The organism is Paenirhizobium selenitireducens ATCC BAA-1503 (assembly GCF_000518785.1).
GTDB classification, from domain to species: Bacteria; Pseudomonadota; Alphaproteobacteria; order Rhizobiales; family Rhizobiaceae; genus Allorhizobium; species Allorhizobium selenitireducens.
Window position 1 is genome coordinate 175,485 of sequence record NZ_JAEG01000007.1, and the last position, 18,593, is coordinate 194,077.

At 64.0% G+C, this 18,593-nt stretch carries 21 protein-coding genes; 7 read left to right on the top strand and 14 right to left on the bottom strand.

The genetic code is table 11. From position 1 onward, the window contains the following. Positions 1-98 precede the first annotated feature (98 nt). Both L867_RS0110550 and L867_RS25020 read left to right on the top strand, forming a co-directional pair. Entirely contained in the window at positions 99-863 is a 765-nt protein-coding gene (locus tag L867_RS0110550) for a crotonase/enoyl-CoA hydratase family protein (RefSeq protein WP_028736853.1), read from the top strand. 79 nt (positions 864-942) lie between these two features. Beyond that, on the top strand, positions 943-1,245 hold the full coding sequence (locus L867_RS25020; protein WP_051438921.1) for a hypothetical protein: 303 nt from the start codon (positions 943-945) through the stop codon (positions 1,243-1,245). 12 nt (positions 1,246-1,257) lie between these two features. Here L867_RS25020 and L867_RS0110560 read toward each other — a convergent pair whose 3' ends face one another. Then, positions 1,258-2,511, bottom strand: a complete 1,254-nt coding sequence (locus L867_RS0110560; protein ID WP_028736854.1) for a class I SAM-dependent RNA methyltransferase — start codon at positions 2,509-2,511, stop codon at positions 1,258-1,260. Beyond that, positions 2,508-3,272, bottom strand: coding sequence for a TlyA family RNA methyltransferase (locus L867_RS0110565; RefSeq protein WP_028736855.1), 765 nt, complete (start codon positions 3,270-3,272; stop codon positions 2,508-2,510). Before L867_RS0110565 ends, L867_RS0110560 begins: the two co-directional genes overlap by 4 nt. 262 nt (positions 3,273-3,534) lie before the next feature. Between L867_RS0110565 and L867_RS25025 the strand changes: the two genes are divergently transcribed. From L867_RS25025 to L867_RS0110580, 3 genes are all read left to right on the top strand, one after another. Continuing rightward, positions 3,535-5,460: a HAMP domain-containing methyl-accepting chemotaxis protein gene (locus L867_RS25025; protein WP_037173105.1), complete on the top strand. Its 1,926-nt coding sequence runs from the start codon at positions 3,535-3,537 to the stop codon at positions 5,458-5,460. A 204-nt stretch (positions 5,461-5,664) separates the two neighbouring features. Then, complete coding sequence (locus L867_RS0110575) at positions 5,665-6,663, top strand: DUF4424 domain-containing protein (protein ID WP_051438922.1); 999 nt, start codon at positions 5,665-5,667, stop codon at positions 6,661-6,663. Positions 6,664-6,870: 207 nt separating this feature from the next. Further along, positions 6,871-8,820 carry a methyl-accepting chemotaxis protein gene (locus L867_RS0110580; protein ID WP_028736857.1) on the top strand — a complete coding sequence of 650 codons (1,950 nt, stop codon included), beginning with the start codon at positions 6,871-6,873 and terminating at the stop codon, positions 8,818-8,820. A gap of 94 nt (positions 8,821-8,914) precedes the next feature. On the opposite strand, the gene L867_RS25030 is transcribed toward L867_RS0110580, so the two are convergent. The 3 genes from L867_RS25030 to L867_RS0110595 all read right to left on the bottom strand — a co-directional run bounded on the left by L867_RS25030 (position 8,915) and on the right by L867_RS0110595 (position 9,940). Further along, a complete protein-coding gene (locus L867_RS25030; protein ID WP_037173108.1) occupies positions 8,915-9,247 on the bottom strand; it encodes a hypothetical protein in 333 nt (110 codons plus the stop codon). A gap of 94 nt (positions 9,248-9,341) precedes the next feature. Beyond that, entirely contained in the window at positions 9,342-9,626 is a 285-nt protein-coding gene (locus L867_RS25035) for an antibiotic biosynthesis monooxygenase family protein (RefSeq protein WP_051438923.1), read from the bottom strand. Between the two features lie 11 nt (positions 9,627-9,637). Beyond that, positions 9,638-9,940 carry a monooxygenase gene (locus L867_RS0110595; protein WP_028736858.1) on the bottom strand — a complete coding sequence of 101 codons (303 nt, stop codon included), beginning with the start codon at positions 9,938-9,940 and terminating at the stop codon, positions 9,638-9,640. Between the two features lie 117 nt (positions 9,941-10,057). Between L867_RS0110595 and L867_RS25040 the strand changes: the two genes are divergently transcribed. Continuing rightward, on the top strand, positions 10,058-10,981 hold the full coding sequence (locus tag L867_RS25040) for a LysR family transcriptional regulator (RefSeq protein ID WP_037173110.1): 924 nt from the start codon (positions 10,058-10,060) through the stop codon (positions 10,979-10,981). A gap of 42 nt (positions 10,982-11,023) precedes the next feature. Here the strand turns inward: L867_RS25040 and L867_RS0110605 are convergent, their stop codons facing one another. Next, positions 11,024-11,347 carry a hypothetical protein gene (locus tag L867_RS0110605; protein WP_051438924.1) on the bottom strand — a complete coding sequence of 108 codons (324 nt, stop codon included), beginning with the start codon at positions 11,345-11,347 and terminating at the stop codon, positions 11,024-11,026. A 150-nt stretch (positions 11,348-11,497) separates the two neighbouring features. After that, positions 11,498-12,100 carry a superoxide dismutase gene (locus L867_RS0110610; RefSeq protein WP_028736860.1) on the bottom strand — a complete coding sequence of 201 codons (603 nt, stop codon included), beginning with the start codon at positions 12,098-12,100 and terminating at the stop codon, positions 11,498-11,500. Between the two features lie 192 nt (positions 12,101-12,292). On the opposite strand from L867_RS0110610, the gene L867_RS0110615 reads away from it, so the two are divergent. Next, positions 12,293-12,610, top strand: coding sequence for a hypothetical protein (locus L867_RS0110615; RefSeq protein WP_028736861.1), 318 nt, complete (start codon positions 12,293-12,295; stop codon positions 12,608-12,610). A 6-nt stretch (positions 12,611-12,616) separates the two neighbouring features. On the opposite strand, the gene L867_RS0110620 is transcribed toward L867_RS0110615, so the two are convergent. The 7 genes from L867_RS0110620 to L867_RS0110650 form a co-directional block, all read right to left on the bottom strand. Beyond that, complete coding sequence (locus L867_RS0110620; RefSeq protein WP_028736862.1) at positions 12,617-12,955, bottom strand: YkgJ family cysteine cluster protein; 339 nt, start codon at positions 12,953-12,955, stop codon at positions 12,617-12,619. Between the two features lie 54 nt (positions 12,956-13,009). Further along, positions 13,010-14,179, bottom strand: coding sequence for an MFS transporter (locus L867_RS0110625; RefSeq protein WP_028736863.1), 1,170 nt, complete (start codon positions 14,177-14,179; stop codon positions 13,010-13,012). A 114-nt stretch (positions 14,180-14,293) separates the two neighbouring features. After that, positions 14,294-14,815 (bottom strand): YcxB family protein, encoded by a 522-nt coding sequence (locus L867_RS0110630; protein ID WP_028736864.1) that lies wholly within the window; start codon positions 14,813-14,815, stop codon positions 14,294-14,296. Positions 14,816-14,826: 11 nt separating this feature from the next. Continuing rightward, positions 14,827-16,746, bottom strand: coding sequence for a 1-deoxy-D-xylulose-5-phosphate synthase (dxs, locus tag L867_RS0110635; RefSeq protein WP_028736865.1), 1,920 nt, complete (start codon positions 16,744-16,746; stop codon positions 14,827-14,829). Positions 16,747-16,861: 115 nt separating this feature from the next. Then, positions 16,862-17,788, bottom strand: a complete 927-nt coding sequence (locus tag L867_RS0110640; protein WP_028736866.1) for a pirin family protein — start codon at positions 17,786-17,788, stop codon at positions 16,862-16,864. A gap of 106 nt (positions 17,789-17,894) precedes the next feature. After that, the gene (locus L867_RS0110645) at positions 17,895-18,257 is read right to left on the bottom strand and encodes a HepT-like ribonuclease domain-containing protein (RefSeq protein ID WP_269748262.1); all 363 of its coding nucleotides are present in this window, start codon (positions 18,255-18,257) and stop codon (positions 17,895-17,897) included. Continuing rightward, on the bottom strand, positions 18,247-18,558 hold the full coding sequence (locus tag L867_RS0110650; protein ID WP_028736868.1) for a nucleotidyltransferase family protein: 312 nt from the start codon (positions 18,556-18,558) through the stop codon (positions 18,247-18,249). Before L867_RS0110650 ends, L867_RS0110645 begins: the two co-directional genes overlap by 11 nt. Positions 18,559-18,593: the final 35 nt, after the last annotated feature.

The window sequence follows — 18,593 nt, forward strand, 5'->3', positions numbered from 1 at the left end:
CTCCCCCCTTGTGGGGGAGATGGCCGGCAGGCCAGAGGGGGAATTCGTTTGAACCGGCCTCCCTCATCGGGAGTGCGACACCAACTGGGAACATACCCATGAACGACCATATCCTGATCGAACGGCCGCAAGCCCATCCCGGCGTGCTGGTGATCCGCTTCAACCGCCCGGAAAAGAAGAACGCCATCACGCAAGCCATGTATGGGCGCATGACCGAGGGTCTGCTGGAGGCTGAAGATGATGCGGGTATCCGCGCCGTCGCTTTCCTCGGCACCGAAGGCTGTTTCTCGGCCGGCAACGACATGGCCGACTTCCTCGCCTTCGCCATGGCCGGCGCCGTCGGCGAGCCCGCCGCCTTCGGCTTCCTGAAGGCCCTGTGGAGCGTGTCCAAGCCCGTCGTCTCCGGCGTCGACGGCCTCGCCATCGGCATCGGCACGACGATCCAGATGCACTGCGACCTGACGATCGCCTCCGATCGCAGCCTGTTCAAGACGCCTTTCGTCGATCTGGCACTGGTGCCGGAAGCCGGCTCCAGCCTGCTGGCACCGAAGATGATGGGCCATCAGCGCGCCTTTGCCATGCTCGCTGCCAGCGAAGGTTTCTCCGCCGAGCAGGCGACGGAAGCCGGGCTGATCTGGAAGGTCGTCGCCCCGGCCGAGGTCGAGGCGGAGACGCTGAAGCTTGCCGCCTCGCTCGCCGCCAAGCCGCCGGAAGCCATGCGCATTGCCCGCGACCTGATCCGCGGCGACCGCGGCGAACTCGCGGCCCGCATGGACGAGGAGCTGAAATTCTTCGTCGAGCGGCTGAAGAGCGCCGAGGCCCGCACCGCCTTCGAAGCCTTCATGACGAAGGGGCGTGGCTGACCACAATCTTGCCCCTTCGCGCTTCTTTAATGCTTTCGCGGTTTCTTGTTGAAAACCGACTGAGGAGAAGGAGCGGACGATGCGCAAAGGGATGAAGGGCCTTGCCCTGATGCTGGTGGCAATTCTCGCGGGAGCGGCCGAGCCGGTCTTCTCCGGCGCGGCTGTCGCGCTGGCCGACAGCGACGATGTGATCGTCGAAAGCCATTCGAACCGCGATCCGTTGCCGCCCGGTGTGCGGCCGCAGCGTTTCTTCTGCGTCATCCAGCCGCCGGACAGTGCTGAAACCTCGATGATGTATTCCTGTCCGGCCAGCCCGGGACGGGTCGGCGGCCGTTGCCGCTGCTCCGGCATGGTCGGCAGCGGCACGCTCTACGCGCGATAGGCGGGGCTCGTCTCAGCCCTTGACGAGGGTTGCCACCACTTCGACATGCGACGTCCAGAGGAACTGGTCGATCGGCGTGACCGATGTGACCCGATAGCCGGCGCCGGTCAGGATCGACAGGTCGCGGGCCAGCGTCAGCGGATTGCAGCTGACGGCGACGATCTTCTTCACCACCGAGCGGGCGAGTTCCTTGCACTGCTCTTCGGCGCCTGCCCGTGGCGGGTCGAAGACGACCGCATCGAAGGTCTTCAGTTCCGACACCATCAGCGGACGACGGAAGAGGTCGCGTCGTTCGACGGAGACGGGCTTCAGCCCCTGCGCATTGCGCGCCGCATGGTCGAGCGCCTTGATCGCCTTTTCGTCGCTCTCGACCGCGTGAACCTGGGCGACGCGTGCGAGCCTGAGCGCAAACGTGCCCACCCCGGCAAACAGGTCGGCGACTCGCTTGGCCTTGCCGATATGTTCGAGCGTCAGGCGCACCATGGCCTCCTCCGCGGCAACCGTCGCCTGGGCAAAGGCGCCGGGCGGCGGCGCGACATTGACGCCGGACATGTCGATCAGCGGACGGCGCTGCTCGATGACGATCTCGCCGTTGAACGAGACGCGGGCAATGCCGCGCATCGCCAGCACGGTCTCGGTGACCGCGCGGCGTTCCTTGTCGGCCAGCGTCTTGATTCCGTCGATCGCCACGTCGAGGCCGGAAAGTGTCTCCATCACCGTCATGCGGAATGGTTCGGCCGTGGTCGCGGCCGCGTTGCCAATCTTCTTCAGGGCGTCGAGGCCGGCCAGAATGCCCGGCGCGGCGATCGGACATTCCTCGATGGCGACGATGTGGTGGCTTTCGGCCTGGTTGTAGCCGATCAGCAATTCCTTTTCGGTGCGCCGCGCGGCGAACACCACGCGCCGGCGCTCGCCGGGATGGGCCTCGATCAGCTCGCCGACGGGCACGTCGATGCCCTTGGACTTCAGCGCCGCGATCACCAGCGATCGCTTGAAGGCGTTGTAGGCGGGTCTCGCCATGTGCTGCAGAGAACAGCCGCCGCAGCTGCCGCCCTTGCCTTCCGGGCCGAAATGCCGGCAGGCGGGGGCGATACGGTCCGGCGAGGTCTCGCCATAGGAGATGATTGTGCCATGGTTCTTCACCCGTGCGATGGCGAGCGTTTCTCCGGGCAGGGAGAAGGGCACATAGACGGGGCCGTTCGATGCATGGAAGATGCCGTCGCCCTGGGCGCCGAGCATGTCGATGGTGACGGTTTCCGTGCTCATTCGCTGTCCTCGGATTTTTTCCCGGCGAGCAGAAATTCCTCGTTACCGTCGCCGCCGGCAATCGGCGAGGGGATCAGTCCGAGGCTTTCCCAACCCATCTCCTCGACCAGCCAGCGTTCCAGCTCTGCCGCGACGAGGGGGGCCGTTTCGGGCTCCTTCAGCAGTCCCGCCTTGCTGATCGCTTCGCGCCCTGCCTCGAATTGCGGCTTGACCAGCAGCAGGCAGTGGCTGCCAGGTTCTGCCATGTCGAGGGCAGGGGCCAGCGCCAGTTTCAGCGAGATGAAGGACACGTCGGAGACGATGAAATCGATCGGCCGGTCGCCGATGTCTTCGGGTTCCAGGTAGCGGGCGTTCAGCCCTTCGATGTTGGTGACGCGCGGATCGTCGGCAAGCCGGGGATGGAACTGGCCGTGCCCGACGTCGATCGAGGTCACGTGCGCAGCACCACGCTTCAACAGCACTTCGGTGAAGCCGCCGGTCGATGCGCCGACGTCGAGACAGTCGTGGCCTTCAGGATTAAGCCCGAAATGGTCGAGCCCCGCCACGAGCTTCAAGGCAGCGCGCGAAACATAGTCCTGGGCGGGATCGTCGATGGTGAACTCGTGTTCGGCGGAAAAGACCAGGCTTGGCTTGGTGACGACCTTGCCGTCGACCTTGACGGTGCCGCGCTGGATCGCGTCGCGCGCGCGCGAGCGGCTGGCGAAAAGATCGAGGGCGACCAGGAGCTGGTCGAGACGCTGGGGTTCGGGAAGTGATGACATAGCCTGTCAATGGCGGTCTGGGCGCACAAGTGCAAGCCTTTTGTTGGGTGAGGGCAGGCAGGGGCGTGCCTCACCGCCGCCTTCAAATTGAATATTGTCAAATTATAAATTAGCAATGCTTTAACAAGCCTCGGCTAGAATTAGCTCGCAAATTCCATTCGAGCCGCCATGAGAGCGGCATTCCAGCTGACACGAGCGCCATGAAGGCACGTCCGTGATGTACACCCATCCGTCGGGATGGCGAACCGAGGATCGAACGCCTATGCGGCGCCCAAGCATCAAGACTTCTCTCATTGCCATCTTCGTGACCATTGCCGTCGTCTCGTCCGGCTATGCGTGGATGACAATCCGCTCCCTCGGCTCGATCGACCGCGCAGCCGGCGACGTGGCCACCAACTGGTTGCCGAGCGTGAAGACGGTGAAGGACCTGGAGACGGAGATCTTCAATCTTCGCATTTCCTATCTCAATCACATCACGGTCCGCACGCCGGAGGCCATTGCCGCCGCCGACAAGGCGATTGCGGAAAATCAGGGCAAGGTCGAGGAAGCCGCCAAGCGCTACGAGCCGTTGATCTCCTCCCCCCACGAGGCCGAACTCATGAAGCAGATCGTAGACGGCGTGCACGCCTACGAGAAGCGGGGCGAGGACATGCTCGAACTCTCCCGCGTCAACCGCAATGAGGAAGCCGTCGTCGTCCTGAACGACATGCGCGGCCTGATGAAGCCCGTTCTGGCGCTGGTGGAGGAACTGGTTCAGGTCAATGTCGACGGCGCCGCCAAGTCCGTGGCCATTGCCGAAGGATCCTACCATTCGGCTCTGACGGAAACCTACATAACGGTCGCCGTCCTCATGCTGATTATCATCGGCGCTTCTGTCTTCGCCGTCATTGGCATCGCTCAGCCGGTCCAGAAGATCACGGGCGCCATGCGTAAGCTTGCGGATGGTGACACCGCATCCGAAGTTCCCTTCGCTGGCCGTCAGGACGAGATCGGTGCCATGGCCGCCACCGTCCAGGTGTTCCGCGATGCCGCGATCGCCAACATCCGCATGACGCAGGAGGCCGAGGAAAGCCGCCGCTCCAACGAGGAACAGCGTATCGCTCTCCAGCGCCGCGCCGAGGAAGATGCACGTCGCAAGCTGATCGAGGCGACCAGCGCACTCGCCGTCGGCATGAAGGCGCTCGCCGCCGGAGACCTGACCTACCAGATCAACGAGCCGGTTTCGGAAGACTTCGAGGCCCTGCGCGACGACTTCAACTCTGCCGTCAAGCAGCTCGGCGACACGCTCGCCTCCGTTGCCTCCGCCACCCGCACCATCGACGGCGGCACGCGGGAGATTTCCGCCGGCACCGAGGACCTGTCGAAGCGCACGGAGCAGCAGGCAGCTTCGCTCGAGGAAACCGCTGCCGCGCTTGACCAGATCACGGTCAACGTCACGAATTCCACGCAGCGCGCCGAAGAGGCCAGAGAAATCGCGACGCGGGCGAAGTCCAGCGCGACGAAGTCCGGGGAAGTCGTTGCCCAGGCGGTCGATGCCATGAGCCGGATCGAGGGATCTTCGAACCAGATCTCCAACATCATCGGCGTGATCGATGAGATCGCCTTCCAGACCAACCTGCTGGCGCTCAATGCCGGCGTCGAGGCGGCCCGTGCGGGCGAAGCCGGCAAGGGCTTTGCCGTCGTCGCCCAGGAAGTCCGTGAACTGGCCCAGCGCTCGGCGCAGGCCGCCAAGGAGATCAAGGGCCTGATCCAGAACTCGGCCGGCGAGGTCGGTAACGGCGTGAAACTCGTGCGGGAGACCGGCGAGGCGCTGAAGGGCATCGAAAACCTCATCCTCTCGATCAACGACCACATGAACGCCATCGCCACCTCGGCGCGGGAACAGTCCAGCGGGCTGAGCGAGGTCAACACCGCCGTCAACCAGATGGACCAGGTGACCCAGCAGAATGCCGCGATGGTGGAAGAATCCAACGCCGCGAGCGCCAGCCTTGCCATGGAAAGCGAGCGTCTGAGCGACCTGATTGCCCGCTTCAAGCTCAGCCATGGCTGGGCGCCGTCGGCAGCAACCGCGGCCCCACGTGCCGCCTCGCACGTCAGCGCGCCGCGGGCCGCCATGCCGGCTCGCCGCGCCACGCTTGCGAGCCACGGCAATGCGGCCTTGAAAACCGAGGAATGGACCGAGTTCTGAAGGCGGATCTGTCCTCCCGGATCCGCTGACAAGCAAAGCCCTTCGGTATTCGGCGCCGGAGGGCTTTTGCTTGTCCGGGGCCCGGAATAGCGACGCGGCCGAACCGCCCAGATCAGGCCGTCTCGGCCGATTGACTTGCTGAGGCTTTGCCGCCTAACTGCGGCAAAGGCCGCTTCGGCCGTTCGTTACTTCTGGGAGAGCGTGATGAAGAAAGCGATGCTTGGCGGGCTTGCCGCCCTGACGATGGCGGCTACGGCGATGGCCAACGACACGTCCGCGGTGCTCGAGGCTGGCGGGCTCGTCTACACCCGCCAGGATTCGGTCGACATGCTGAGCGAGGACCTGTTCATCTCCCAGGAAGAGATCACGGTCGACTACGTCTTCAAGAACCAGGCGGAAACCGATCTGGAAACTGTGGTCGCCTTTCCGATGCCCGCGATCGGCGGTTTCCTGGAGTTCAATGCCGCGCTCGACGACTACGAGCACGACAATTTCATGAGCTTCACCGTCTCGCAGGATGGCAAGGAGATCGAACCCGAACTGCAACAGCGGGTCACCGTCAACGGCATCGATATGACAGAAGAGGTGAAGAGCAAGGGCGTCTCGCTTCTGCCGCTCAGCGAAACGACCCGCGCGGCCATCGCCAAGCTGCCGGAAGACGTGCTGAAGGACTGGGAGACGCGCGGCCTCATCCTCAACACCGCCTACGACCCGGAAAAGCCGGTGGCGCCGGACTACTACCCCCTGTGGAAGCTGGAGACCGTCTTCTGGTGGCGCACCACCTTCCCGGCGGGCAAGGAGGTCAAGGTTCACCACAGCTACAAGCCGAGCGTTGGCGGAACGGTGGCGATGACCTTCGTGCGCGACGGCGCGCCGACCCCGGAGCTGGAAGAATACCGCGAGCGCTACTGCGTCGACGACGCCTTGCTCAAGACGGCGATCAAGCTCGAGAAGCAGCAGAACTACGATGCCGGCATCTATTTCTACGAAAAATGGATGTCCTACATCCTGACCACCGGTGCCAACTGGGCCGGCCCGATCGGCCAGTTCAAGCTGACCGTCGACAAGGGCGACACGAAGAACTACGTCAGTTTCTGTGGCCAGAACGTCCGCAAGGTCGGGCCGACCACCTTCGAAATGACGGCCACCGATTTCTATCCGGAGAAGGACCTCCACATCCTGCTGGTGGTTCCGAGCCAGTAAATTCCGGCAGGCCAAATTTTGCACTGCGTCATAACGGAATTCTAACAGCTTTTGTGCAAGTTCGGTACGATTGTACAAACTCCGCGACCCAATGGTGCACCATGACGGCAGCGCTGCGGCAGGACGCAATCATGCGTCAGTCCCAGCGTGTCCGCATGCTCAATCCCGAGTCCTTCGGGACGGGCGTCCGCGAGAGAGTAGTCCTGCATGTCCCTCAAGAACCTGTCCCTGAACAAGAAGCTGATCCTCACCTTCCTCGGCATCATGGCCAGTTGTTTTCTCGCGACGGCGATTGTTTTCGTCGAGGCCTATCGCGCCAAGCTTGCTTCGGTGGAGCAGCAGCGCTCCGAAGAGATCCTCTCCCTCTCCGACCGCGCGCTGGAATCCATGCTCGAGCAGGCAGTGAACCAGCGCGGGTTCCTGCTGTTCCGCAGCGAAAGCACCTACAAGGACGTCTTCGCCCAGCGCGAAAAGATGCTCGGCTATATCGAGGAAGCGAAGAAGGCCGCCGCCGGCGATGCCACGATCGTCGCCTCGCTCGACGCGATGAAGGCCGCCGCCGACGTTTTCCACACCCAGTTGACCGAGCCGCAGCTTGCCGCCCGCAAGAACACCGAGGCTCCGATTGCCGAGATCATCGAGATCGGCCGCAACGCTTCCAAGGGTCAGCTCGACGCCTTCCGTGAAGAGGCGGCAAAGATCAAGGAACAGATCGCTTCCATGTCGGCCAAGAACCAGGCGGCCCTTGCCAACGCCCATCTCACGCTTGAGCTCGCCCTGCTGATCGGCGGTTCGATCGCCGGCTTCGTTGCCGTCGCCTTGATCTGGCTTCTTTCGCGCTCGATCGTCACGCCGATCGTCGGTATGACGAGCGCCATGTCGCGGTTGGCCGATGGCGATCACGACGTCGACGTGCCGGCCCTCGACCGCGAAGACGAAGTCGGTCAGATGGCCAAGGCGGTCGTCGTGTTCAAGGATGCCGCCGTCGAGAAGCAGCGGCTTGCCGGCGAGACGGAAGCCATGCGCGCCAGCGCCGAGCAGGAGCGTCGTCGCGCCGAGGCCGACAAGGCCCGCGAGGCCGAGGAGATCGCCTTTGCCGTCAATCAACTGGCGGCCGGCCTGTCGGCGCTCGCCGACGGCAATGTCGCCCACCGCATCGACACGACCTTCGCCGAGCGCCTCGACGCGCTCCGGCTGAACTTCAACGCCTCTTTGGAGAAGCTCCAGGATGCGCTTCGCTCGGTCGGCGCCAATGCTGCGGCGATCAATGCCGGTGCCTCTGAAATCCGCGCTTCGGCCGACGATCTCGCCCGCCGCACCGAGCAGCAGGCAGCCTCCGTCGAGGAAACGGCTGCTGCGCTCGAGCAGGTGACGACGACGGTCAAGGACACCGCGCGCCGGGCCGAGGATGTCGGCCAGCTGGTCGCCAGCACCCGCACCGGCGCCGAACGCTCCGGCCAGGTGGTGCGCAACGCCGTCACCGCCATGACCCAGATCGAGAAGTCATCCGGCGAGATCGGCAATATCATCGGTGTCATCGAGGATATCGCCTTCCAGACCAACCTGCTGGCCTTGAATGCCGGTGTCGAAGCGGCTCGTGCAGGCGAGGCCGGCAAGGGCTTTGCCGTCGTCGCCCAGGAAGTGCGCGAATTGGCGCAGCGCTCGGCCAATGCCGCCAAGGAGATCAAGGCGCTCATCTCGACGTCCTCCACCCAGGTCGGCAACGGCGTGGCTCTGGTTGGCGAGACCGGTACGGAACTCGAGAAGATCGTCTCTGCGGTCGAAGAGATCAGCGCCCATGTCTCGGCGATCGTCACCGCCAGCCGCGAACAGTCGACCGGCCTTCAGGAGATTAACACCGCGGTCAACACCATGGACCAGGGCACCCAGCAGAATGCCGCCATGGTGGAAGAGCAGACGGCCGCCAGCCATTCGCTGGCAACCGAGGCCGCATCGCTGAACGCGCTTCTGGCCCAGTTCCAGCTCGGCCAGGCTCAGCCGGCGGCGCCTGTGCGCGGAACCCGCAGCGCCCCGCCTTCCGCAGCCGATCGCAACGCGAGGCCCGCCGCCTCTCCGGCCCGTGCGCTTGCCGGCCGTATCTCCCAGGCGTTTGCCGGTGGCAACACGGCCGCCAAGCAGGAATGGTCGGAATTCTGATCTCCGCCCTCTGGCGGACGGACCATACGAAAACACCCGGCTCTCTTGCGAGGGCCGGGTGTTTTTTTGACTCTTGGACCTGTGTCCGGAGGGCTTAGAGCCAGCGACGCGGCGAATGGCTCGGCGCCTGCGACGAGGTGGCGAGAAAATAGCCGATCAGGCCGCCGACGAGACCGGCGGTGAGCAGCGCGGTCGAGGTCGCCGTCGGGTGTTCGCGTGCCACCGAACCGATGCTGACGGCCTCGTCCTTGGCATAGTTCGCAACGTCCTGAGCCTTGCGGCCGGCACCGTTCAGCAGCGTCGCAGCCCGGCCACGCGCCTCGCCGGCGACCTTTTCGCCTTCTTCCGAAAGCAGGTCCTTGAAGTGCATGACCTGAGCCTGGAGGCTGCGCAGTTCGTTCATCATGTCGCTGTTGTTGCTGGCCATGGGGGATCCTTTCCTGTTGAGGGCATTGTTCCCGGGGGAAACGCGGTGCCGAGGGTAAGGTTCCTTTGCCCCGTGCGAAGGCCCGCCGGGTGCCTCAGGCGGGCAGGGTCGCCACCCGCTCGACGACGGTGAAACTCGGCGGCGCCAGCGCCCCGCCCGAGGCCATGGTGCCGGGAACCTCCGGATCCGCGCGGAAGGCGGCAAAGGCCGCCTCGCTCGGCCAGTCGATCAGCACGAAGACGCGACCGGGCTCAGTCGTGGCAAGCACGCTTGCACCGAGGCTGCCGTGCCTGGCGCGCATTTTCGCGCCGCCGGTGGCAAAGATGGATATGAAACGGCCGAGATCCTCGATTCGGACCTCTGCGAGTGTGGTGTACATGTCGTTTCTCCTCACAGCGGCGCGCGGGTGATCGCGGAGAGGTCGGCATTGACGACGAAGGACCGTGCGACGATGCCGGTCACGCCAAAGCCTTCCAGCCTTGCCTTGTGCTTGTCCGCATAACGGGCGGCCGAGAGCGGATCGGCGAACAGGTAGATGCCGCCGGCGCGGCCCTCGGCCTCGTTCTCGGTCCAGATCTTCCAGATCAGTCCGTCCTCGGCGGCTATGTCGTGAGCGAGACCCGAAAGGGCGGCGGTCATCTCGGCGCCGAAGGGGCCGTCGAAGGGGAAATCGAATTGCAGCAACGTCGTCATTCTGGTCATCCGCTAAAGAGTTTGGTGGAATGGCGCGGTTGTATCGGAGCGCATCCTGCGGCAGAAGCGTGCGGCGGGTAAACGGACCCGTTACTGCCAGTGAACGGTGGAGGGGGCATGGACACACTGGAGAGCATGCAGGTCTTCGTGCGGGTCGTAGAGCTCGGCAGCTTTGCGGCAGCCGCGCGCGGTCTTGATCTCTCGCCGGCCATGGTCAGCAAGCATATCGCTCATCTGGAAGGGAGAACCGGCGCGCGTTTGCTGAATCGCACCACGCGGCATGTGCGGCCGACCGAGGCCGGCGCTACCTATTTCGAGCAATGCACCGCGATCCTGCGCAGCATTGATGCGGCCGAGGCGGAGGCGGGCGCCGATACGAGCACGCCGCGCGGCACGCTCCGGATCACCGCGCCCACCGAGTTCGGCAACCTGCATCTGCCCCTGGTGATCGCGGCCTTTCTCGAACGCCACCCGGCGATCGACATTGCGCTCGATCTTACCAATCGCAGCGTCGACATCGTCCAGGAGGGCTATGATCTGGCGATCCGTATCGCCCGCGATCTCGACACCAGCCTCGTCGGCCGGCGCATCGCCCTGTCGCGTTTCCATATCGTCGCGAGCCCGGCCTATCTCGCGCGGGAGGGCCATCCGGTGGAGCCGGCGGAACTGGCGCGCCGGCATTGCCTGACCTTTGCCGTTCCCCAGCCATGGACCACCTGGGCTATCAGGCATGGCGGCGAGGCGCGGCAGGTGAAGATCACGCCGCGCATGTTGTCCACCAGCGCCGAAGCCCTGCTCCAGGCCGCACGCGCCGGCGTCGGCATCGGGCTCCTGCCGACCTTCGTCTGCGGCGAGGCCCTTGCACGCGGCGAACTCGTATCGCTCTTCCCGGATTGCGAATGCGGCGTGCTGGGGATCTATATCCTGTTTCCCCACCGCGCCTTGCTGCCGGCGCGGGTGCGCCTGTTCATCGATTTCCTCGTCGAGGCGATCGGTGGCGGTGCTGACCGGGATCCGTGGGAATTCACGCCGGAGAGATGACGGGGCGCACCGGCAGGCACGCCCGGCTAATTTGCTACAACGTCAATACCAGCGGCGGTGCGGATGATGGGGGGCCTGCGACGACCCGATCAGGTAGCCGAGGAGCCCGCCGATCAGCCCGGCGGTCAGCAGCGCCGTCGAGGTTGCTGCCGGATGCTCGCGCACGATGCCGGCGACGCTCTCCGCCTCCGACCTGGCATAGTCTGCGACCTCCTCGGCGGTGTGAGACGCGTCGCGCATCGCGGCCGTGGTGCGCTTGCGCAGCCGCCCCGCCGCCGCGTCGCCCTGTTCCGCCAGGCTCTCCGTCAGTGCGGTCACTTGTGCCTGAAGCTCGCGGAGTTGTGCCTGCAGGGAATTGTCGGCCATGGATGGCTCCTTCTGGTCTGATGAAATCCGAACCGTTCGACAAATCCGACTGTTTCACTCGGCGGTCGTCCCCGCAAGCGGCTTCATGCCAAAAGAAAACCCGGCGTCTTTCGGCGCCGGGTTCCCTGCATTTTCGACGTCGGACGAAGCTTACTTCGATGCGGCTTCGTACATTTCCAGGACGTAGTCCCAGTTGATCAGGCTGTCGACGAAGGCTTCGAGATACTTCGGACGGGCGTTGCGGTAGTCGATGTAGTAGGAGTGTTCCCACACGTCGACGCCGAGGATCGGCGAGGCGCCGTGAACCAGCGGGTTTTCGCCGTTCGGGGTCTTGGAGATGGCAAGCTTGCCGTCCTTGACCGAGAGCCAGGCCCAGCCCGAGCCGAACTGGGTGGTGCCGGCGGCAATGAAGTCGGCCTTGAACTTGTCGTAGCCGCCGAGATCCGAAGCGATCGCCGCTTCGAGCTTGCCCGGAAGCTTGGTGCCGCCGCCGTCCTTCTTCATCCACTTCCAGAAATGGATGTGGTTGTAGTGCTGGGCGGCATTGTTGAAGAGGCCCTGGTTGGTGCCGAACGACTTCTTGACGACTTCCTCGACCGAGAGATCACCGAGGCCGGCTTCGGCAGCGAGCTTGTTGCCGTTGTCGACATAGGCCTTGTGATGCTTGTCGTGGTGATATTCGAGCGTCTCGGCCGACATGAAGGGCGCAAGCGAGTCGTAGGCGTAGGGAAGTTCGGGCAATTCGAAAGCCATGGTAAAATCTCCTTTTGGCAACTGAATGCGGAAATCGGTGATCGGGAACATAGGAGCGGAACCCTACCGAGGCAACCTGCCAAAGGTCAAAATCGTTCCCCGTGGGGGAAGATTTATCTTCTCCGGTGAACTAGAAAGGGAAGCATTTTCTGCGGTCGCGGACGCGGCCCCTCTCGTCGAAAGGATGTCTTCATGCCACGTCTCGCTCCAGCCCTTCTGCTGCTTCTCGCTGCTGCCGTTCCGGCTCTGGCCTCCTCCGACGATGCCTGGCAGGAATTCGCCAAGGAGGTCGGGAAGAAGTGCCTCGAAGCCGCAGCACCGATGCTGGAAAGCGCCCGCGTCGCGGTCGATCCGTTCGGCAGCGAGCGCTTCGGCCTTGCCGTCTTGTCGGGCAAGGCGAAGGGCGCGGATGCGACGGTCTCCTATGTCTGCGTCATGGACAAGCAGACCCGCGCCGTCGAACTCGGCAGCGAACTGCCGGCCGAGACGCTGGGCGTCACCATCCCCTGACGGGTTCTAGAAAAAGCGGTCCGGGTCGGGCAGCGCCTCGGTGCTGAAGCCGAATTCGGCGCGTGCCATCTTGCACTCTTCGTCGCCCGGCATGCAGGTCCGGCACACCTGCGGTCGGTCGGCATAGACCGCGCAGCCGACATGCTTGCCGACTTCGCCCGTCAGCGCCGCGCAGCGTCCGGCCTCGAACTTCATGCCCGACAGGTCGGCGGCGATGAATTTGTCGGGGATCCTGGCGATCTCCTCGTCGGTCTCCAGCGAGAAGCGCGGCCACTCCGCCGAATAGGCGCAGCAGGCGCCGCAGGTCTGGCAGTCGAAGATGTCGGGTGGCGAGGTTTCCAGCATGGGCCGGTCAAAGCAGATCGGGCCGGCAAAATCCAGCACGATCTGCCGGGTCGCTTAAGCGCGAGGCACTCGGCGCGTCAGGCCGGTGGCGAAAACGGCGGCGAAGACCAGCATGATCGCGCCGACGGAAATGGGTCCGGCACTCAAGGACAGATCCATGATCACCCCGGTCGCGCCGGCGCCGGCCGCACTGCCGATCGCATAGGCCAGGCCATAGGCCGCGGCACCCGAGACCAGCAGCCCTCCGCGAAACTGGTCGCCCAGCAGGGTCAGTGCGCAGGTGTAGAGCGAGAAGCTCGCCGCCCCGAGCAGCGAGACGGTGGCGAGCAGCGCATATTCCGACGACAGGAAGGGCAGGAGCAGGAAGCTCGCGCCGCAGGCGACCGCCGAGCCGACCGCGATCAGCGGGCGCGACGCATGGTCGAGCAGCCAGCCGACCAGCGGCTGGGCAAGTGCCGTCGGCAGCGCCACCATGGTGACCACCAGGGCGGCAAAATTCTCCGAATAGCCGCGCTCGACGAAATAGAGCGGAATGGTCGAGATCGCCGCGATGTCGGAAAAGCCGAAGGCGACCACCATCAGGGCCAGAACCGGCGCGGCACGCACGAACTGCATCAGGCCGCCGGCGCTCGATGCCTCCGGCCGCGTGCGGGCAAAGCGCCCGAGCATGACCGAGGCGAAGGCGACGAAGGCGACATAGACGGCAATCAGCGCGAAGGCGAAACCGTCTTCGGTGCCGACGAAGGGAATGGCGAGCGGACCTGCGGCAAAGCCGGCGCACATGCTGGCGCCATAGATGCCCGACACCCGGCCGCGCAGGCGGTCCGGGCAGGCGGTGTTGAGCCAGGCCTCGCTGACGGTGAAGATGATGCTGGTCGAAAAGCCGAGCAGGTAGCGCGCGACGAACCAGACGGCGAGGTTGTCGAACAGGGCAAAGGCCGACAGCGACAGTGAGGCGCCGACCAGGCCCGCGACGATCAGCCGGTCGCCGCGCAACAGCGCCGTCAGCCGGGTGATCATCAGCGTCGAAGTGGCAAGCCCCGCGGCAAAGACGGAGGCGTTGAGGCCGGCAAGGCTCGACGAAACGCCGCGGCTGTCCATCACCAGCGCGATCAGGGGATAGGTGAGCCCCTGGCCGACGGAAAAGGCCGTGACGCCGAGAATGACCACGGCAATCGCCGCCCAGTCGGGCGCGAAATCCTCGGCGATGGCATGCGAAGACATGACGGCCTCCCTCAAGGCGCATATGCCCTTGGGTTCGGGCTTTTGATCCGGTCTATCCGGGGGAGGGGCGGAAGTCCAGCGGGGGGATCATCGCGTGCAGGATGCCTGCGCTGCCTATGCTTCGCGAGAGATTCGTTCTGCACAGCGCTTGATGCCGTTCAACTGTTCGTTCGAGAGCGCGCGCGTGGGAAGCATCTGGAAAATGTTCGGCCCCTGATAAAACAACAGTATCCGGTCATTCGAGAGAAACCGATGATAATCGCGCCACGCGATCGTCCAGTGTCCTGTCGCCCCAAGCGCAGTAAGGCCGTCTTCCGACCATTCATATGTGACGGGTTGCTGCAGCGTCTTTTGCCTCTTGTATATAAAGCGGGCTAGAGATGGCGGCAAAACAAGAATACCGGCCACCGGTCCAAGAATGAGGACTGCCGGAATTAGTATAATAAGAAGAATATTTCCGAGCGCTGATGTGCCATAGAAACCGAGAAAACCGAGAACTAAGAGCAGACAGCCAGCTGTTGTTGCCGTCACGAATAAATTGAGAGGGCGCTTAGACTGATAGAGCGCATTGAGCTTCAGCGCCTGAGAGAGATCCTCAGCGGTAATTGTCAGCGTCGTCGAGCGTTCGCCAGTCATCCCACGTTACTCTAGCCTGCCGCATTCACCCCGACGCCGGCCTGGCCGAGCGCCTTGAAAACGGTCTGGGTGATGCCGTGGCAGTCGAGGCCGGCTTTGGCATACATCGTCTCGGGCTTGGCCTGGTCCATCCAGAAATCCGGCAGCACCAGGGAGCGGAATTTCAGCCCGTTGTCGAGAAGCCCCTCGCTGGCGAGCAACTGCACCACCTGGCTGCCGAAGCCGCCGACGGCGCCTTCCTCGACGGTCACCAGCACAGCGTGGTGGCGGGCGAGCTGGCGGATGAGATCGCGATCGAGCGGCTTGGCGAAGCGCGCATCGACGACGGTGGTCGAAAGGCCGGCGGCATCGAGGTCTTCGGCCGCCAGCAGGCAGTCGGCCAGCCGCGTGCCGAAGGAGAGCAGCGCCACCTTGGTGCCCTGCTTCATCACCCGGCCCTTGCCGATGGCGAGGATCTCGCCGCGTTCCGGCAATTGCACGCCCACACCCTCGCCGCGCGGATAGCGGAACGAGATCGGGCCGGCGTCATAAGCGGCCGCCGTACGCACCATGTGCTTCAGCTCCGCCTCGTCGGCGGCCGCCATGACGACGAAGCCGGGCAGCGAGGCGAGGAAGCCGGTATCGAACGAACCGGCATGGGTCGGGCCGTCGGCACCGACGAAGCCGGCGCGGTCGATCGGGAAGCGAACGGGCAGGCCCTGGATCGCCACGTCGTGGACCACCTGGTCATAGCCGCGCTGCAGGAAGGTCGAATAGAGCGCGCAGAACGGCTTGAAGCCTTCGGCCGCGAGACCCGCTGCGAAGGTCACCGCATGCTGTTCGGCAATGCCGACGTCGAAGGTGCGCTTGGGGAAGATCTCGGCCAGCTTGTCCAACCCGGTGCCGGATGGCATGGCGGCGGTAATCCCGACGATCTTCTCGTCGAACGTTGCTTCCTGCACCAGCGCCTCGCCGAAGACGGCGGTATAGCTCGGTGCGTTCGGCTTGGCCTTGGCCTGCGTGCCGGTGATGACGTCGAACTTGTTGACGCCGTGATACTTGTCGGCGGCGGCTTCGGCCGGGGCATAGCCCTTGCCTTTCTGCGTCACCACATGGATCAGCACCGGACCCTGGCCGTTGTCGCGCACATTGCGCAGGACGGGCAAAAGGTGCTCGAACGAGTGCCCGTCGATCGGGCCGATATGGTAGAAGCCCATCTCCTCGAACATGGTGCCGCCGGTCACATAGCCCCGCGCATGCTCGACTGCCCTTGTGATGGCGCGGTCTATGTTCTTGCCGAGATAGGCCGTCAGCTTCTTTCCGAGGTCGCGAAAGCCCATATAGGTGCGGCCGGACGCAAGGCGCGCCAGATAGGCGCTCATCGCCCCGGTCGGCGGCGCAATCGACATGTCGTTGTCGTTGAGGATGACGATCAGCCGGGCGTCGAGCGCGCCGGCATTGTTGAGCGCCTCATAGGCCATGCCGGCAGACATCGCGCCGTCGCCGATGACCGCGATCACCTTGCGGTCGGTGCCGGAGAGGTCCGCCGCGACCGCCATGCCGAGGCCGGCCGAGATCGAGGTCGAGGAATGCGCCGCGCCGAAGGGGTCGTAGAGGCTCTCTGCCCGCTTGGTAAAGCCCGAAAGCCCGCCTTCCTGACGAAGCGTGCGGATGCGGTCGCGTCGGCCGGTCAGGATCTTGTGCGGATAACACTGGTGCCCGACGTCGAAGATCAGCCGGTCGTTCGGCGTGTCGAATACCTTGTGGATGGCAATGGTCAGCTCGACGACGCCAAGCCCCGCGCCCAGATGCCCGCCGGTCTTCGACACCGCGTCGATCATCTCGTCGCGCAGTTCGCGGGCGAGCTGCGGCAGATCGCGATCTTCAAGCTGGCGCAGGTCTGCAGGATAGCTGACCTTGTCCAGCAAGGGCGTAACGGGCAGGGATGTCACGGGGCTCGTGCCTCTTGTCGTTGTCGTCTTTTCGGCGTGTCGCTCGCCTTATAGAGGATTTACCGATCAGGCAAAAGCTCGCGTCAAGGACAGATGGCCTACCCCTATATAGAGTTCAACTGCCTTGGGGCAAAGGCACAAACTCATCCTCGTCGCCGGGAACGATGTCGAAGCGGCCCGTTCTCCACTCTTCCTTGGCCTGTTCGATCCGTTCCTTCGAGGACGAGACGAAATTCCACCAGATATGCCGCTTCGAGGCCATGGCTGCGCCGCCGAACAGCATGACATGCGCTCCCTGAGGACCGCCAATCAATGTCAGCGCATCGCCGGGGCGGAAGACCAGCAACTGGTCGGGGGCAAAGCGGTCGCCGGCGATCTCCAGTTCACCCGACAGCAGATAGGCCGCTCGCTCCTCGTGGTCGGCCTCGAAATGGAACCGGCCGCCCGGCTGCAGCGTGACGTCGACATAGAGCGTGTCGGAAAAGACCTTCACCGGAGAGGATAGACCGGCGGTCGAGCCGATCACCACGCGCCCCGAAGCACCATCCGCCTCGAACATGGGCATGGCGCTCTTCGAAGTGTGGGCGAAGGCCGGGTCGATCTCCTCCATCTGGTCCGGCAGCGCCAGCCAGGTCTGCAGGCCGGAGATCGACAGAGGCTGGCCGCGCAGCTTCTCCGGGGTGCGCTCGGAATGCACGATGCCGCGCCCCGCCGTCATCAGGTTGATGTCGCCGGGCTCGATCACCAGCTCCGTGCCGAGGCTGTCGCGATGCTTGATCTCGCCGTCGAAAAGGTAGGTGACGGTGGAAAGGCCGATATGCGGATGCGGCTTGACGTCCAGCGCCTCGCCAGCCCGAAGCAGCGCCGGTCCCATGCGGTCGAAGAAGATGAACGGCCCGACCAGCCGCCGGCGAATGGTCGGCAGGGCCCGCCTGACCGCAAAGCCGCCGATATCGCTGGAACGCGGAATGATCAGCTGCTCGATCGCGTCACTGGCGAAGGCATCGCCGGGCAGGGGATCGGTGCCGGGAAAGAAGGACATGGGACCACCACTGATGTTGAAATGTTGAGGAAGGTTACCGCCGGCCCGGTTTCAGCGATAGTGGTGAAAGAAGAACGCTGTGTCGCTAAAGCGCGATGGCAGACGTTCAAAGATCGTCCTGGTCTTCCGGGTATCGGGTGAGGATCTGATCCACCTGGTCAAGAAGCGGCTCAAGCCGGTTCGAGATCAGCTCCCAGATGGTGACCAACGAGATGTTGTTGTAATCGTGCCGAAGAACATTGCCGAGATTCCGTAGGGCGCGCCAATCCTCGCCGGGAAGCAACTCCTCTGCGACTGGCCCGAGTTTCACCGCTGCTTCGGAAATCCTCGAAAGGCATCGTTCGCTGGCGTCGCGTATCAATTTATTTGAGAGAAATGCCGATTCATCCATCGCTCCGACATACTCGCGAATGCTGAGAGCATTGTCTCGTATGTCACGTAGACGGGACAGCGGACGTTTAGAAGGCACTGACGAGATCCTTTTCGACGGATCTTCGCACGCGTTCCTTTTGGATGGGGTCTATCACGACATCCACGTCGGGGGCGCCGGTCAGTTCCTTCAGGCGGATCGTCAAATCCTCGAGCAAACTGAAGAAACTGAACCCGCTCTTAAGCGTAGGCTCGGAAAAACGGACCAGAAGGTCCAGATCTGATTCAGAAGTCTGGTCTCCCCGAGCGACCGAACCGAACAGGGCGATATGCTCCACCCCCAACGCCGCGAGCTCCTCGCGGTGTTCCCTCAGCTTGGCGATAACGGTGTCCTTGTCCATGACCGATAAGATAGGCGCTTTCGGCTCTTTGGTCG